Origin of the sequence: Pseudomonas sp. SLBN-26 (assembly GCF_006715895.1) — a bacterium.
GTDB lineage: Bacteria > Pseudomonadota > Gammaproteobacteria > Pseudomonadales > Pseudomonadaceae > Metapseudomonas > Metapseudomonas otitidis.
In genome coordinates, this window is the sequence record NZ_VFOB01000001.1 from 5792959 (window position 1) to 5806922 (window position 13964).

The 13964-nt window shown below is 66.6% G+C and carries 15 protein-coding genes; 7 read left to right on the plus strand and 8 right to left on the minus strand.

Annotated features, from left to right (window positions below):
- Positions 1 to 188: 188 nt before the first annotated feature.
- The gene (locus tag FBY21_RS26870) at positions 189 to 605 is read right to left on the minus strand and encodes a quorum-sensing-regulated virulence factor family protein (RefSeq protein ID WP_044414279.1); all 417 of its coding nucleotides are present in this window, start codon (positions 603 to 605) and stop codon (positions 189 to 191) included.
- Positions 606 to 1083: 478 nt separating this feature from the next.
- Between FBY21_RS26870 and FBY21_RS26875 the strand changes: the two genes are divergently transcribed.
- Complete coding sequence (locus tag FBY21_RS26875) at positions 1084 to 2784, plus strand: OmpP1/FadL family transporter (RefSeq protein ID WP_142015327.1); 1701 nt, start codon at positions 1084 to 1086, stop codon at positions 2782 to 2784.
- Positions 2785 to 2892: 108 nt separating this feature from the next.
- Positions 2893 to 3603 (plus strand): tRNA-uridine aminocarboxypropyltransferase, encoded by a 711-nt coding sequence (locus tag FBY21_RS26880; RefSeq protein ID WP_142015331.1) that lies wholly within the window; start codon positions 2893 to 2895, stop codon positions 3601 to 3603.
- On the opposite strand, the gene FBY21_RS26885 is transcribed toward FBY21_RS26880, so the two are convergent.
- Positions 3594 to 4478 (minus strand): DMT family transporter, encoded by an 885-nt coding sequence (locus FBY21_RS26885; protein WP_107328252.1) that lies wholly within the window; start codon positions 4476 to 4478, stop codon positions 3594 to 3596. The genes FBY21_RS26880 and FBY21_RS26885 overlap by 10 nt on opposite strands.
- Before the next feature lie 165 nt (positions 4479 to 4643).
- Here FBY21_RS26885 and erdR point away from each other — a divergent pair, with 165 nt between their 5' ends.
- Together erdR and FBY21_RS26895 are read left to right on the plus strand one after the other, a co-directional pair.
- Entirely contained in the window at positions 4644 to 5294 is a 651-nt protein-coding gene (erdR, locus tag FBY21_RS26890) for a response regulator transcription factor ErdR (protein ID WP_044414269.1), read from the plus strand.
- 73 nt (positions 5295 to 5367) lie between these two features.
- On the plus strand, positions 5368 to 5733 hold the full coding sequence (locus FBY21_RS26895; RefSeq protein WP_044414266.1) for a diacylglycerol kinase: 366 nt from the start codon (positions 5368 to 5370) through the stop codon (positions 5731 to 5733).
- On the opposite strand, the gene FBY21_RS26900 is transcribed toward FBY21_RS26895, so the two are convergent.
- Positions 5734 to 6660, minus strand: coding sequence for a LysR family transcriptional regulator (locus tag FBY21_RS26900; RefSeq protein WP_044414263.1), 927 nt, complete (start codon positions 6658 to 6660; stop codon positions 5734 to 5736). It lies immediately after the preceding gene.
- 125 nt (positions 6661 to 6785) lie between these two features.
- Here FBY21_RS26900 and fpr point away from each other — a divergent pair, with 125 nt between their 5' ends.
- Positions 6786 to 7565, plus strand: a complete 780-nt coding sequence (gene fpr, locus FBY21_RS26905; RefSeq protein ID WP_044414260.1) for a ferredoxin-NADP reductase — start codon at positions 6786 to 6788, stop codon at positions 7563 to 7565.
- A gap of 50 nt (positions 7566 to 7615) precedes the next feature.
- Here the strand turns inward: fpr and FBY21_RS26910 are convergent, their stop codons facing one another.
- Positions 7616 to 8029, minus strand: coding sequence for a VOC family protein (locus FBY21_RS26910; RefSeq protein WP_044414257.1), 414 nt, complete (start codon positions 8027 to 8029; stop codon positions 7616 to 7618).
- A 60-nt stretch (positions 8030 to 8089) separates the two neighbouring features.
- Here FBY21_RS26910 and FBY21_RS26915 point away from each other — a divergent pair, with 60 nt between their 5' ends.
- On the plus strand, positions 8090 to 8392 hold the full coding sequence (locus FBY21_RS26915; protein WP_142015335.1) for a putative quinol monooxygenase: 303 nt from the start codon (positions 8090 to 8092) through the stop codon (positions 8390 to 8392).
- Positions 8393 to 8398: 6 nt separating this feature from the next.
- On the opposite strand, the gene tsaA is transcribed toward FBY21_RS26915, so the two are convergent.
- The 4 genes from tsaA to rimO form a co-directional block, all read right to left on the minus strand.
- Positions 8399 to 9100, minus strand: coding sequence for a tRNA (N6-threonylcarbamoyladenosine(37)-N6)-methyltransferase TrmO (tsaA, locus tag FBY21_RS26920; protein WP_044414252.1), 702 nt, complete (start codon positions 9098 to 9100; stop codon positions 8399 to 8401).
- A 10-nt stretch (positions 9101 to 9110) separates the two neighbouring features.
- The gene (locus FBY21_RS26925; protein WP_044414250.1) at positions 9111 to 9317 is read right to left on the minus strand and encodes a hypothetical protein; all 207 of its coding nucleotides are present in this window, start codon (positions 9315 to 9317) and stop codon (positions 9111 to 9113) included.
- Positions 9318 to 9524: 207 nt separating this feature from the next.
- Positions 9525 to 10295, minus strand: coding sequence for an SDR family oxidoreductase (locus tag FBY21_RS26930; RefSeq protein ID WP_074971918.1), 771 nt, complete (start codon positions 10293 to 10295; stop codon positions 9525 to 9527).
- A gap of 162 nt (positions 10296 to 10457) precedes the next feature.
- Positions 10458 to 11780: a 30S ribosomal protein S12 methylthiotransferase RimO gene (gene rimO / locus FBY21_RS26935; RefSeq protein ID WP_142015337.1), complete on the minus strand. Its 1323-nt coding sequence runs from the start codon at positions 11778 to 11780 to the stop codon at positions 10458 to 10460.
- A gap of 244 nt (positions 11781 to 12024) precedes the next feature.
- Here rimO and FBY21_RS26940 point away from each other — a divergent pair, with 244 nt between their 5' ends.
- Positions 12025 to 13932, plus strand: a complete 1908-nt coding sequence (locus FBY21_RS26940) for a potassium transporter Kup (RefSeq protein ID WP_142015340.1) — start codon at positions 12025 to 12027, stop codon at positions 13930 to 13932.
- Positions 13933 to 13964: the final 32 nt, after the last annotated feature.

Genomic DNA, 13964 nt, shown 5'->3' on the forward strand with positions numbered 1-13964 from the left:
AGCAACTGCAAGGCACGCCCGGGGTGGGCGCGCCAGAGCCCTGCCAACGGGGCATTCGACCCGGATGCAGGACGCTGGGACAGCTTGCGCGAGTGCCTCGGGCTTTTCCAGCCGCAAGACGCAGCCTCGACCCCAGCCCCCTGTAGGACACGGGGGCCGGCAGCCGCAGGCAGGAGGGGAAGGCGGTGTTACTTGGCCGTGGAGGCCTTCAGGCCGCAGTCGCTGGCAATGAAGCGTTCGTTGGTGACCGGGCGATTGCTCTTGTACTCGGTGAAGGCATAGCGCAGCGCCGCGCCACGGGCCAGCAACTGGCGGTAGCCGTTGTTGCGGCACACGCTGTTGGCCAGCTGGGCGCGCACCGAGTCGGGGTTGGCACGCATCTGGGCCGCGTGGGCGGGGCGGACGCTGAGGTGGTTGATCAGCTCCGTACCTTCCACCGTGTAGCCCTGGTCGAGGATGTCCTCGTTGATGGCGCGGGGCGTGCCGACGCTGCTCTCCTCAGCCACTTTCTCCAGCATCTTGGTCAGCTCGAAATCCTTGAGCGAGGCCGCCTGCACGGCGATGGGCGCGAGAAGGACGAGGGCGGCGAGGGTTAGGCGTTGCATACGAATCTCCGAGGGTGGGGCAGCCTTTGACTCTGGCTGCGGCCGAGTGTTCATGGCCCGGGAGCCTGGTGCGCGCATCCTGAACAAGCGCCGCCCGCAGATCAAGGTCCGTCGGCGTTCCCAACGCAGGACCGTGCCGACGAGCGGTCCCCCGGTGCTGGCGGCCTGCCAGCCTGTGGTCATGCGTAACAACCCGCCCTACCTGAACGAACCCCGTCACAAGGGGCGCGGGCCCGGTTGCCGCTTCGCTTGGCCCCTGCGTCGTGGCTGCGTTCTGTTACCGGCAGATGACCACGAGGCAGGGCCCACCTCGACTTAAGGATGGGGATCGACGGCAAAACACGAACTGTCCCAAAACCCGTGACGCCTTCCGGTGTCCAGTGAGGAATGACCCGGCCACCCCAGGCCTTGCGTGCGGGTCATTGAAAACAAAGGGCGGGGCCATGTTCCCCGCCGCTACAGTTCGGAGTCGAGAACAATGACAACAACTCGTCCTGCCGGCTGGCTGACCGCATTCTGCGGCGGCAGCCTCGTGCTTGCCTTCCACGCCCCGGCATTGGCCTCGGGCTACCACTTCGGGTCCCAGTCGGTGTCCGCCCAGGGCACCGCCCACGCCAATGGTGCCGAGGCAGCCGACCCCTCGGTGATCTTCTACAACCCCGCCGGCCTGGCGCGTCTGAAGGGCACCCAGATGACCACCGGCATGAGCATCCTCATCCCCCGTGGCGAATACGAGGACAAGGGCAGCACCGACGTTTTCGGCAACCCCACCGGCAGCGGTGACGGTGATGCCGGCTCCTACCTGCCGGATACCGCTGCGGCGCCGAATTTCTACTTCTCCCGGCAGATCAACGACCAGGTCACCGTCGGCCTCGGCATCTTCGTGCCCTACGGCGCCAAGCTCGACTACGAGGAGGACTGGAGCGGCCGCTACGGCATCCAGTCGGCCAGCCTGGAGACGGTCAACTTCAACCCCAGCATCGCCTACCGCTTCAACGAGCATCACAGCATCGGCTTCGGCGTCTCGGCCCAGTACATCAAGTCGGTCCAGCGTGGGGCGGCGGATGTGAAGGGCGCGTCCCGCCAGTTGGCCGGGCAGTTCGTCGCGGCCAACCAGCAGGTCACCGAGCTGGCCGCCTCGCCCCTCGGCCAGGCCGCGATCCCATTGCTCTACGGCGTCAGCGTGCCGGAGGAAATCACCCGCTGTAATGGCCAGAGCGGCGATGCCTTCGTCGACTGCGTGGCCTCCAACTTCGCCGACAACGTCCAGGGCGACGGCTACTTCCGCGCCAAGGGCGACGACTGGGGCTTCGGCTGGAACATCGGCTACCTCTGGGAGCCCACCGAGTCGACCCGCTTCGGCATCGCCTACCGCTCCCACATCAAGCACACCCTCAAGGGCGAGTCGAAGTGGAGCTTCGCCGATGTCCAGGGCGCCGTGCCCTCGCCGACCGCGGACCTCAGCGGCGGCATCGACCTGGGTGTGATCACCCTGCCGCCCAAGGACCAGCTCGAACTGGTGCTGGACCCGGCCAACTGGGTCAACCCGGGGGATTTCGCCGCCACCCGCCTGCACCCCAACTCCAAGGCCAGCACCTCCATCGACACCCCCGAGTCGCTCTCCATCAACGCCTTCCACCAGCTCAACGACAAGGTCGCACTGATGGCCGACGTCACCTGGACCCGCCACTCCCGGCTCGGCACCATCGGCGTCGGCCTGGACCAGGTGGCCGGCTACCCCTACTTCAACGGCGTCACCGAGGGCGACCTCAACGTCCGCCAGGACTGGAACGACACCTACAAGATCTCCCTGGGGATGAATTACCAGTACAGCGATGACCTGCTGCTGCGCACCGGCGTTGCCTACGACAAGAGCCCGGTGAGCGGCGCCAGCACGCGCCACCCCGGCTTCCCCGACGCGGATCGCTACTGGCTGTCGTTCGGTGCCAACTACCAGCTGTTCAAGGACACCTCGGTGGACCTGGCCTACAGCTTCGTGCAGTTCGACACCGGCAAGATGGACTACACCGACGACTGCTCCCCCGCAGGCTGGGTCCCCGGCAGCGGCGGTCTCTACGTCGACAGCGGCCAGCGTTGCACCGGCAATGGGGGCAACTACAAGGGCGAGTACAAGACCCAGATCCACTTCATCGGGCTGGCCCTCAACCACACCTTCTGAGTGGGGCGATGAGCAGTGGGCAACGGCTCGTCCGTCCCGCTGCCCATCGATGACCGGGCGGGGGTACACTGCGCGCCGTTTCCGCACAGCCCTGGTTTCACGCCTTCCATGACCCACGCCGTCTTCCGCTTGCGCGCCGAATGCCTGGCCCGCGCCACCCGCCCGTTCGTTGCACGCGGCTCCCGCGCACCCCGCTGCCCGCGTTGCCGGGTGATTCCCGCCTACTGCTTCTGCGACCAGCGTCCGCAGGTGCCGGCCAACGCCGGGATGTGCCTGTTCATGTACTACTCGGAGCCGCTCAAGCCGAGCAATACCGGCTGGCTGATCGCCGATGTGGTGGCCGATACCGCCGCCTTCGAATGGTCGCGGATCGCCCTCGACCCGGCAGCCGAGGCCCTGCTGAATGATCCCCAGTGGCAGCCGTACGTGGTGTTCCCGGGGGAATACGCCGAGCCGGAGCGGGTGGTGGAGGAAGTGGCGGTCGAGCCAGGCAAGCGACCGCTGTTCATCCTGCTGGATGCGACCTGGACGGAGGCTCGCAAGATGTTCCGCAAGAGCCCGTACCTGGACCGTTTCCCGGTGCTGAGCCTGCGCCCGGAGCAGATCTCCCGCTACCGCCTGCGCCGCTCGAAGCGTGACGAGCACCTGTGCACGGCCGAGGTGGCCGCGCTGTGCCTGGAACTGGGCGGTGACTCACGGGCCGCCGGCGCGCTGGATGCGTACCTGGACCTGTTCACCGAGCGTTACCTGGGTGCCAAGCACGCCCTGCCGCTGGACCTGGAGAGCCCGGCGCACCAGGCGCTGCGTCCTTACCTCTGAGCCTCGTGGCGCTGCGGCCAGAGCTGCGCCACCAGCATGCCGACGAACATCAGTGCACAGCCCAGGTAGCCCCGCGCATGCAGGGACTCACTGAGCATGAGGGCGCCGGCGATGGCGGCGAACACCGCCTCCAGGGACAGGATGATGGCCGCGTGGGAGGCAATCGCGTGCTTCTGCGCCACCACCTGCAGGGTGTAGCCGATGGCCACGGCGATCACCCCGCCATAGAGGATGGCCGGGCCGGCCGAGACGATGGCGTCCAGGCGGATGTCTTCCAGCACCAGGGCGAGGGCCAGGCTGATCACCGCACAGGTGATGAACTGCAGGATGGCCAGTCGCACCGGGTCGTGGCGGCTGGCGAAGAACCCCACCAGCAGCACATGCACGCCCCAGACCACCGCACCCGCCAGTTGCAGCCAGTCGCCACGCGCCACCTGGAAGTTGTCGCCGACGCTGAGCAGGAACATGCCGCCCACCGCCAGCAGCGCGCCGATCCAGGTGCCCATGCCGGTGCGATGGCCCAGCAACAGCCCCAGCAGCGGCACGATGATCACGTACAGGCCGGTGATGAAACCTGAGTTGGTCACGCTGGTGAACAGCAGGCCCACCTGCTGCAGGTTGATGCCCAGGGACAGGGCCAGCCCCATCAGCACACCGCCCAGCAGCAGGCCCCGGTTCATCGGCTCATGGTGTTCGCCACGTGGCAGCAGGTAGAGCAGCGGCAGCAGCACCAGGGCACCGAGTGCGAAGCGCAGGCCGGTATAGAGGAAGGGGCCGATGGCATCCATGCCGAGCCGTTGTGCCACGAACGCAGCGCCCCAGATGGCGGCGGTGATCAGCATCAGGATGTCGGCGCGCAGGGCTTGGCTTCGCATGGGACTTCTCGGCAGTCAAAAGGCCAAGACTCTGACGCAAAGATGGCCGCTTGACCACCCCGCCGAGGGTCGGCATGCTGGGCGCCGCTCCACGGCCGCCCATTAGCCGCCAGGGCCCTCCAATCGCCGCCAGGGCGGTGGGGCCCGCCAGAAAAGGACCCCTCGATGGCCGCTTACGACATCCTCATCGCCGACGATCACCCGCTGTTTCGCAGCGCCCTGCACCAGGCCCTGACCCTGGGACTGGGCCAGGATGTGAGTCTGGTGGAAGTGGCCAGCATTGCCGAACTCGAGGAGCGCCTGGCGCAGAAGAGTGACTGGGACCTGGTCCTGCTGGACCTGAACATGCCCGGCGCCTACGGCTTCTCCGGCCTGGTGCTGTTGCGCGGCCAGTACCCGCAGATCCCGGTGGTGATGATCTCCGCCCAGGAGGAGGCATCGGTCGTGGTGCGGGCGCGGGAGTTCGGTGCCAGCGGCTTCATTCCCAAGTCCAGCCCGCTCGAGGTCATCCAGTCGGCCGTGCGTGCCGTGCTCGATGGCGATGCCTGGTGGCCGCCGCAAGCAGACGAGGCGGTGGTCGTGTCCGACGAGGCCCGTGCCGCCAGTGCCGGTCTGGCCAGCCTCACGCCCCAGCAGTTCCGCGTGCTGACCATGGTCTGCGAAGGCTTGCTGAACAAGCAGATCGCCTTCGAGCTGAATGTGTCCGAGGCCACGGTGAAGGCCCACGTCACGGCGATCTTCCGCAAGCTCGGCGTGCGGACCCGTACCCAGGCCGCCTTGCTGCTGCAACAGATGGAATCGATTCCGCCGGCCTGACGCCGGCCTTTTCACGCAAATTTGAGACGCGCCGCGCTAGGCTGCGCGCTCCTTTCAAACAGCCAGCCTTCCCATGTCGCCATTCAAAGGCCAGACCGGCCTCAAACGTATCCTCAACGCCGCCGGCTATTCCTTCGATGGCCTGCGTGCCGCCTTCACCGGTGAAGCCGCGTTCCGCCAGCTGGTGCTGCTCAACGTCGTGCTGATTCCGGTGGCGTTCTTCTTCGATGTCAGCCGCGGCGAGCGGGCGCTGATGATCGGAGTGTGCCTGCTGGCCCTGATCGTCGAGCTGCTCAACTCGGCGGTGGAGGCGGCCATCGACCGCATCTCCCTGGACCGCCACCCGCTGTCCAAGAACGCCAAGGACATGGGCAGCGCCGCCCAGTTCGTCGCCCTGACGCTGATCGGTTCGGTCTGGGCCACCATCCTGCTGGGCTGATCAGGGAATCTCGGGCAGCACGATCTCGTCGCTGCGCCGTACCCCCACCGTGAGTTCGCGGCACTGTTCGAGGAACTCGCGCATGGCCGCCGTCTGGTACTTCTGTCGGTGCCAGATGAAATAGAACTGCCGACGCAGGTCGATCCCCGGGGTTTCCAGCGGCACCAGGCTGCCCCGGCGGAAGGCATCGCGCAGCGCCAGGCGCGAGATGCAGCTGATGCCCAGTCCCGACTCCACCGCGCGCTTGATCGCTTCGGTGTGCTCCAGCTCCAGGCGGATGTTCAGTGGCACCGGGTGATGACGCATGGCCTGGTCGAAGGTCAGGCGGGTACCGGAGCCCTGCTCGCGGAGGATCCACGCCTCCCGGCACAGTTCGTCCAGGCTCACCGGCTGCTGTTGGGCCAGGCGATGGCCTGGGGCGCAGAACACCACCAGTTCGTCCTCCACCCAGGGCAGGACCTCGATGTCCGGGTGCTGGCAATCGCCTTCGATTAGACCCAGATCAAGTTCGTAGTGGGCGATCTGCTGGACGATATTCGCCGTGTTCTGCACGTGCAGGCTCACCTGGCACTCCGGGTGGCGCTGCATGAAGCTGCCGATCAGCAGGGTCGCCAGGTAGTTGCCCACCGTCAGGGTGGCGCCTACCGCCAGCGAACCGAAGCCGCTCTTGCCGTTGAGCAGGTCCTCGATCTCCCGGGCCTGATCCAGCAGGGCGACCGCCTGGGGCAGCAGCTGGTGGCCCAGCGCATTGAGGCTGAGGCGCTTGCCGACACGGTCGAACAACTGGCAGCCAGACTGCCGCTCCAGCTCGGTCAGCGAGGTGCTGGCCGCCGATTGTGAAAGGGACAGCGATTCGGCTGCGCGAGAGACGCTGCCTTGCTGGGCGACGCTGACGAAAACCTGCAATTGACGGAGTGTGAAACGCATATCGATATAACCGATAACCTATATCTTGATAATCCAGTTAACAGATATTGTGGCGATCACTACAATGCCGCGCAATTGCGCCCAAGCGGCGCTGGCGACATTCCCTCTTCGGAGCTTCCGGAAACATGAGCAACTTCAACTCCGAGCGCGTCCTCAGCGTTCATCACTGGAACGACACGCTGTTCAGCTTCAAGTGCACCCGCGACCCGGGCCTGCGCTTCGAGAACGGCCAGTTCGTCATGATCGGCCTGCAGCAGCCCAACGGCCGTCCGCTCATGCGCGCCTATTCCATCGCCAGCCCGAACTGGGAAGAGCACCTGGAGTTCTTCAGCATCAAGGTGCCGGACGGCCCGCTGACTTCCCAGCTGCAGCACCTGAAGGAAGGCGACGAGATCATCATCAGCAAGAAGCCCACCGGCACCCTGGTCCTCGATGACCTGAACCCGGGCAAGCACCTCTACCTGCTGAGCACCGGCACCGGCCTCGCACCCTTCATGAGCGTGATCCAGGACCCGGAGACCTACGAGCGCTTCGAGAAGGTCATCCTCGTGCACGGCGTGCGCTACGTGAACGAAGTGGCCTACCGCGAGTTCATCACCGAGCACCTGCCGCAGAACGAGTTCTTCGGCGAGGCGGTGAAAGAGAAGCTGATCTACTACCCCACCGTTACCCGCGAGCCCTTCGAGAACCAGGGCCGCCTGACCGACCTGATGCGCAGCGGCAAGCTGTTCCGCGACATCGGCCTGCCGCCGATCAACCCGCAGGACGACCGCGCCATGATCTGCGGCAGCCCGAGCATGCTCGACGAGACCAGCCAGGTGCTCGACAGCTTCGGCCTGAAGGTATCGCCGCGCATGCGTGAGCCGGGTGACTACCTGATCGAGCGCGCCTTCGTCGAGAAGTGATCCCGCGCCGCGCCTGACGAGAAGCCCGCCATCCGGCGGGCTTTTTCGTTTCAGCCCGGCAGGCTGAAGCGCTGGCCGGACAGGGCAGGGTGGTAGATCGGCTGGACCTTGTTCCCGGCCGGGTCCAGCAGGTGGAAGCTGTGGGTGCCGTCGCCATGGGCGAAGGGGCGGTCCAGCAGCGTGACGCCCTGGTCCTTCAGGTAGCGGTACCAGGCCTCCAGATCTTCCAGGCTGTCCACCACGAAACCGAAATGGTCCACCGCCTGCGCGCCGTGGCTCGGCACCGTGGCGCGCCCCAGGGACAGGTTGTCGTTGCCGCAGGTGAGGTAGACCAGGTCCTCGTGGGCACGGTGCAGCACCTCCATGCCCAGCACGTCGACGTAGAAGCGCTCGCACGCCTCGAGATCCGGAACCAGCAGGGCGATGTGGCGCAGGCCGTTGAGCCGGGCAGGACGGTTGGACATGTGGTGGCACTCCTTTTTGTATACAATTTTTCGAGAATATAAGACAAAAAGGACGCACCTATGTACTGCCTGCTGCTCAAGACCCAACTGAAACCCGGAAGCCTGGAGGCCTTCATGGAAGCGATGCGCATCAATGCCGCCGCCTCCGTGCGGGATGAACCGGGTTGCCTGGTGTTCGATGTACTGCATGACCGCAGTGATCCGGATCGGGTGTGGCTCTACGAGGTGTACACCGACGAAGCGGCGTTCGAGGCTCACATGCAGACGCCGCACTTCCTGGCGAGCCGACCGCTGGTGGAGCCGCTGATTCTCCGGCAGTACTGCATCGAAGCCGACGCGCTGGCCCTCAACCCCTTTCGCTGAGTCGCCTCAGGCGTCCGCTCCGCGTGCGATCTCCAGCACGCGGATGCGGCCAGCCTCGGGGTAGTGCCAGCGCACGTCCACGTCCCACAGGCGTGCGCCGTAGCGGCGCTCCGGCTGGGGCTTCTGGTAGGCCGGGCGAGGGTCCTGTGCCAGGCACTGCTCCACCAGCGCCACCAGCGGCTCACCCAGGCGCTCGCCTTCGAGCCGCGCCTGGGCCAGGGCTTCGGGCGTCCACTCCACCGGAATCAGCTCCGGCGGGGCCGCAGCGATGCCGTTGCGTGCGTCCAGCTGGCAATCGGCGTAGGGCACGTAGGGCTTGATGTCGAGCACCGGCGTGCCGTCCAGCAGGTCGATGCCCGACAGCCAGAGCCGGCCGGCCTCCACCTTGTCCAGCTTCACCACCGACTGGCCGATGCCGTTGGGGCGGTGCGTGGCGCGGCTGGCGAAGACCCCCAGGGTCTGGTTGCCGCCCAGGCGGGGTGGGCGCACCTTCAGGCGCGGTGTGTCCTCCAGCGCCTGATGGAAGAGGAACAGCAGCCACACATGGCTCACCTGCTCCAGACCGGCCACCGCCTCGCCGCCATCGAAGGGTGGCAGCAGCTCCAGCACGCCACGGGCGGCCGGGGCGAGTTGGGGCTGGCGGGGAATGGCGAATTTTTCCTTGAAGCAGGACCGCAGGATGCCGACCGGGGAAACCAGATGCTGCATGGCGTGTGACTCAGCGGCTGCGGATCGGTGCGCCCTGGGGCACCCGGCACCCGGCGTCGCGGTAGGGGCCGCTGTGGCGCACCCAGCCCTCGCCCGGCTGCACCTGGGCGCAGGTGAAACGGCCGTCCAGCGTGCTCTGCCAGACATAGAACGGCGCCGGCGCGGCAAGGGCCGGCAGGGCAGGGAGCAGGGCGAGGCACAGCAGCAGGGCGCGCATGGTGGGGTTCCGGGAAGAATGCGCGGCTACCCTAGCAGGTTGTTGAAACACTGGCCACGCCGCCGCTGCAGCGCTGAAGGCGCCCTCAAGTGGCCCATTTACTCCACCTGGACCGGGCTTTTTTCGTGCTTCGCCTTCCTGCCTGCGCCGGCATTCGCCAGGTGCAAGCCGTGGGCGCGTGCAGGTGCGCAGCGCCCGGCTCGGGCCTCAGAGGTGGAAGCCGCCGTCGATGGGGATGATGGCCCCGGTCATGTAGGCCCCGGCGGTGCCGGCCAGGGCGATGGCCAGGGCGCTCATCTCCTCTTCGCGGCCCCAGCGCTGCATGGGGATGAGGGCAACGTCCGCCGCCAGGGCATCGTCGTCCTGGGCGATGAAGCGGGTCATCTTGCTCGGGAAGCGGCCGGGGGCGATGACGTTGACGTTGATGTGTTCCTTCACCAGCTCATGGGCCAGCATGCGCGACAGCTGGTGCAGGGCGGCTTTGCTGGGGCCATAGGCGTAGGCCTGCTCGCCCATGGCGGTGATCCCCGCCACCGAGCCGATGTTGATGACCCGCGCCGGGCTGGCCGCGGTGCCGGCCTTGCGCAGCAGCGGCAGCAACTGCTGGATGCAGCTGAAGACGGCCGTCACGTTGAGCTGCATGACCTTCTCCCAGCCCTTGACCGGGTAGCTTTCCAGCGGCGCGCCCCAGGTGGTGCCGGCGTTGTTGACGAGGATGTCCAGCTGCCCGACCTGCCCGCCCAGGGTTTCGGCCAGGGCACGCGCGCCTTCTTCGCTGGAGAGGTCCGCCGCCAGCCCGACGCATTCGCCGAAGGCCGAGAGTTCGGTGGCGGCTTCCGCGCACGCCTCGGCGTTGCGGGCGCAGATGAACACGCGGGCGCCGGCTTCCAGCAGGCCCTGGGCGATCATCCGGCCGATGCCGCGGGTGCCGCCGGTGACCAGTGCCGTGCGGCCTTTCAGGCTGAAGTACTTCTCCATGGGGGTGAGCCTCGTCAGTGGGGGAGGGCCTTACCCTAGCCGCTGGCGGGCGGCGGCAGAGCCATCATCGAGACGGGGAATGCACGGCCATTCCAGCCCCCATGGAAACGAAAACGCCGCGAGCGCTGGGGCGTCGCGGCGTTCGTCAGCCGATCGCGGGGGTCAGATGCACTCGGCCCACAGGTCGTACTCGTCGGCGTCCACCACCCGCACGCGGACCTTCTCGCCCGGCTTCAGGTTGGGGTTGTCGATGAACACGCTGCCGTCGATCTCCGGGGCATCGGCCCAGGAACGGGCCACGGCGCCCTCGTGGTCCACCTCGTCCACCAGCACGTCCATCTCCTGGCCGATCTTGCGCTGCAGGCGGGCAGCGGAGATGGCCTGCTGGTGCGCCATGAAGCGGTCCCAGCGGTCCTGCTTGATGTCGTCCGGCACCGGCTCCAGGCCCAGGTCGTTGGCCGGGGCGCCCTCCACCGGGGAGTACTGGAAGCAGCCGACGCGGTCCAGCTGGGCTTCGGTCAGCCAGTCCAGCAGGTACTGGAAGTCCTCTTCGGTCTCGCCGGGGAAGCCGACGATGAAGGTGGAGCGGATGGTCAGCTCGGGGCAGATCTCGCGCCACTTCTTGATGCGGGCCAGGGTCTTGTCCTCGAAGGCCGGGCGCTTCATGGCCTTGAGCACGTTCGGGCTGGCGTGCTGGAAGGGGATGTCCAGATAGGGCAGCAGCTTGCCGGCGGCCATCAGCGGGATCACGTCGTCCACGTTCGGGTACGGGTACACGTAGTGCAGGCGCACCCACACGCCCATGGCCGAGAGCGCCTCGCACAGCTCCAGCATGCGGGTCTTCACCGGCTGGCCGTTCCAGAAGTCCAGCTTGTACTTGAGGTCGACGCCGTAGGCGCTGGTGTCCTGGGAGATCACCAGCAGTTCCTTCACGCCGGCCTTCACCAGGCGCTCGGCCTCGGAGAGCACGTCACCCACCGGGCGGCTGACCAGCTTGCCGCGCATGGAGGGGATGATGCAGAAGCTGCAGCTGTGGTTGCAGCCTTCGGAAATCTTCAGGTAGGCGTAGTGGCGCGGAGTCAGCTTGATGCCTTGGGGCGGAACCAGGTCGATCAGCGGGTTGTGCTCGGTCTTCGGCGGCACCACTTCGTGCACGGCGTTGACCACCCGCTCGTACTGCTGCGGGCCGGTCACGGCCAGCACGCTCGGGTGCACGTCACGGATGCTGTCCTCGGCCACGCCCATGCAGCCGGTGACGATCACCTTGCCGTTCTCCGAGAGCGCCTCGCCGATGGCGTCCAGGGATTCGGCCTTGGCGCTGTCGATGAACCCGCAGGTGTTGACCACCACGACGTCGGCGTCCTGGTAGGTCGGAACGATCTCGTAACCCTCCATGCGCAGCTGGGTGAGGATGCGCTCGGAGTCGACGGTCGCCTTGGGGCAGCCGAGGGAGATGAATCCGACTTTGGGTGTTGCGGTGGACATGGGGGCTAACCTCGGAAGGGCACCTTGGGGGTACCTCTGATCAAAAAGTGCGCAATTCTAGCGGCGGTCCACGCACTTGAACAGCCTCCCCGAGGCAAGTCGTCGCAGGTGAATGCGCAGGCCCTGCCAGCGGGCGTTCCGGGGAATACGGCCTATAGTCAGCGGGAATGAAAATGACCGGCTCTTGCAACCCGATTGGGGTAGGAGCAGGATGCGCCGAATTTTGTCTGAGGGATTTTGTTACATGTCCGATGCAAGCACCGGGACCGCTGAGCAGGAACAACACCCCCACTCGAGCTCCGCCGTCGGCCTGATGGTCGGCGCCGTCGGGGTGTGCTACGGCGATATCGGCACCAGCCCGCTGTACACCCTCAAGGAAGTCTTCATCGGCGGCTACGGCGTGCAGGCCAACCACGATGGCGTGCTCGGCGTGCTGTCGCTGATCTTCTGGTCACTGATCTGGGTGGTCTCGATCAAGTACGTGATCTTCGTCCTGCGGGCCGACAACGAAGGCGAGGGCGGCGTCATGGCGCTTTCGGCGCTGGCCCGCCGTGCCGCCACCGGGCGCCGCCGCCTGCAGGCCATGGTGGTGGCGGCCGGCCTGATTGGCGCGGCGCTGTTCTATGGCGACAGCATGATCACCCCGGCCATCTCGGTGCTCTCGGCCATCGAGGGCCTGGAGATCGCCTTCGACGGCCTGGAGCACTGGGTGGTGCCGCTGTCGCTGGTGGTGCTGGTGGGCCTGTTCCTGATCCAGAAGCACGGTACGGCGCGCATCGGCATCCTCTTCGGGCCGGTGATGGTGGCCTGGTTCCTGGCGCTGACCGCCCTGGGCATCTACGGCGTCGCCCAGCAGCCGGAAGTGCTCAAGGCGATGAACCCGGCCTGGGCGGTGAACTTCTTCATCTCCCACCCGGGCATCGGCGTGGCCATTCTCGGCGCCACGGTGCTGGCGCTGACCGGTGCCGAAGCGCTCTACGCCGACATGGGCCACTTTGGCCGCAAGCCCATTGCCCGCGCCTGGTTCGCCCTGGTGCTGCCGGCGTTGGTGCTGAACTACTTCGGCCAGGGCGCGACCATCCTGGTCAACCCGGAAGCCGCGCGTAACCCCTTCTACCTGACGGCACCCGGCTGGGCGCTGCTGCCGATGGTGGCGCTGTCCACGGCCGCCACCGTCATCGCCTCCCAGGCGGTGATCTCCGGTGCCTTCTCCCTGACCCGCCAGGCCATCCAGTTGGGCTACGTGCCGCGCATGTTCATCCAGCACACCTCCAGCCAGGAGCAGGGGCAGATCTACATCGCCGCCGTGAACTGGGCGCTGATGGTGGGCGTGGTGCTGCTGGTGCTGGGCTTCGAGTCTTCTGCGGCCCTGGCCTCGGCCTACGGCGTGGCGGTGACCGGCACCATGCTGATGACCACGCTGCTGATGGGCGTGGTGATCTGGCTGCTGTGGAAATGGCCGATGTGGATGGCCATTCCGTTCTTCCTGATGATGCTGCTGGTGGACAGCCTGTTCTTCGCCGCCAACCTGCCCAAGGTCATCGAGGGCGGTGCCTTCCCGGTGATCGCTGGCATCGCGCTGTTCATCCTGATGACCACCTGGAAGCGCGGCCGCCAACTGCTGGTGGAGCGCCTTGACGAGGGTTCGCTGCCGCTGCCGCTGTTCATCGCCAGCATCCGCTCGCAGCCGCCGCACCGCGTGCAGGGCACAGCGGTGTTCCTCACCGCGCGCTCCGATGCGGTGCCCCATGCGCTGCTGCACAACCTGCTGCACAACCAGGTGCTGCACGAGCAGGTGGTGCTGCTCACGGTGGTCAACGAAGACAGCCCGCGCGTGGCGCCGGAGCGGCGCTTCGAGGTGGACGCCTATGGCGAGGGCTTCTTCCGGGTGTTGCTGCATTTCGGCTTCATCGAAGACCCGGACATTCCCCAGGCGCTCAAGCTGTGCCACCTCAACGACCTGGACTTCAGCCCGATGCGCACCACCTACTTCCTCAGTCGCGAGACGGTGATCCCCTCCAAGCTGATCGGCATGGCGCTGTGGCGCGAGGCGCTGTTCGCCTTCCTGCTGAAGAATGCCAACGGCAACCTGCGCTACTTCAACCTGCCGCTGAACCGGGTGATCGAGCTGGGTACCCAGGTGGAGATCTAGTCGGCGACCAGGTTCGCCACAACGAAAAAGCC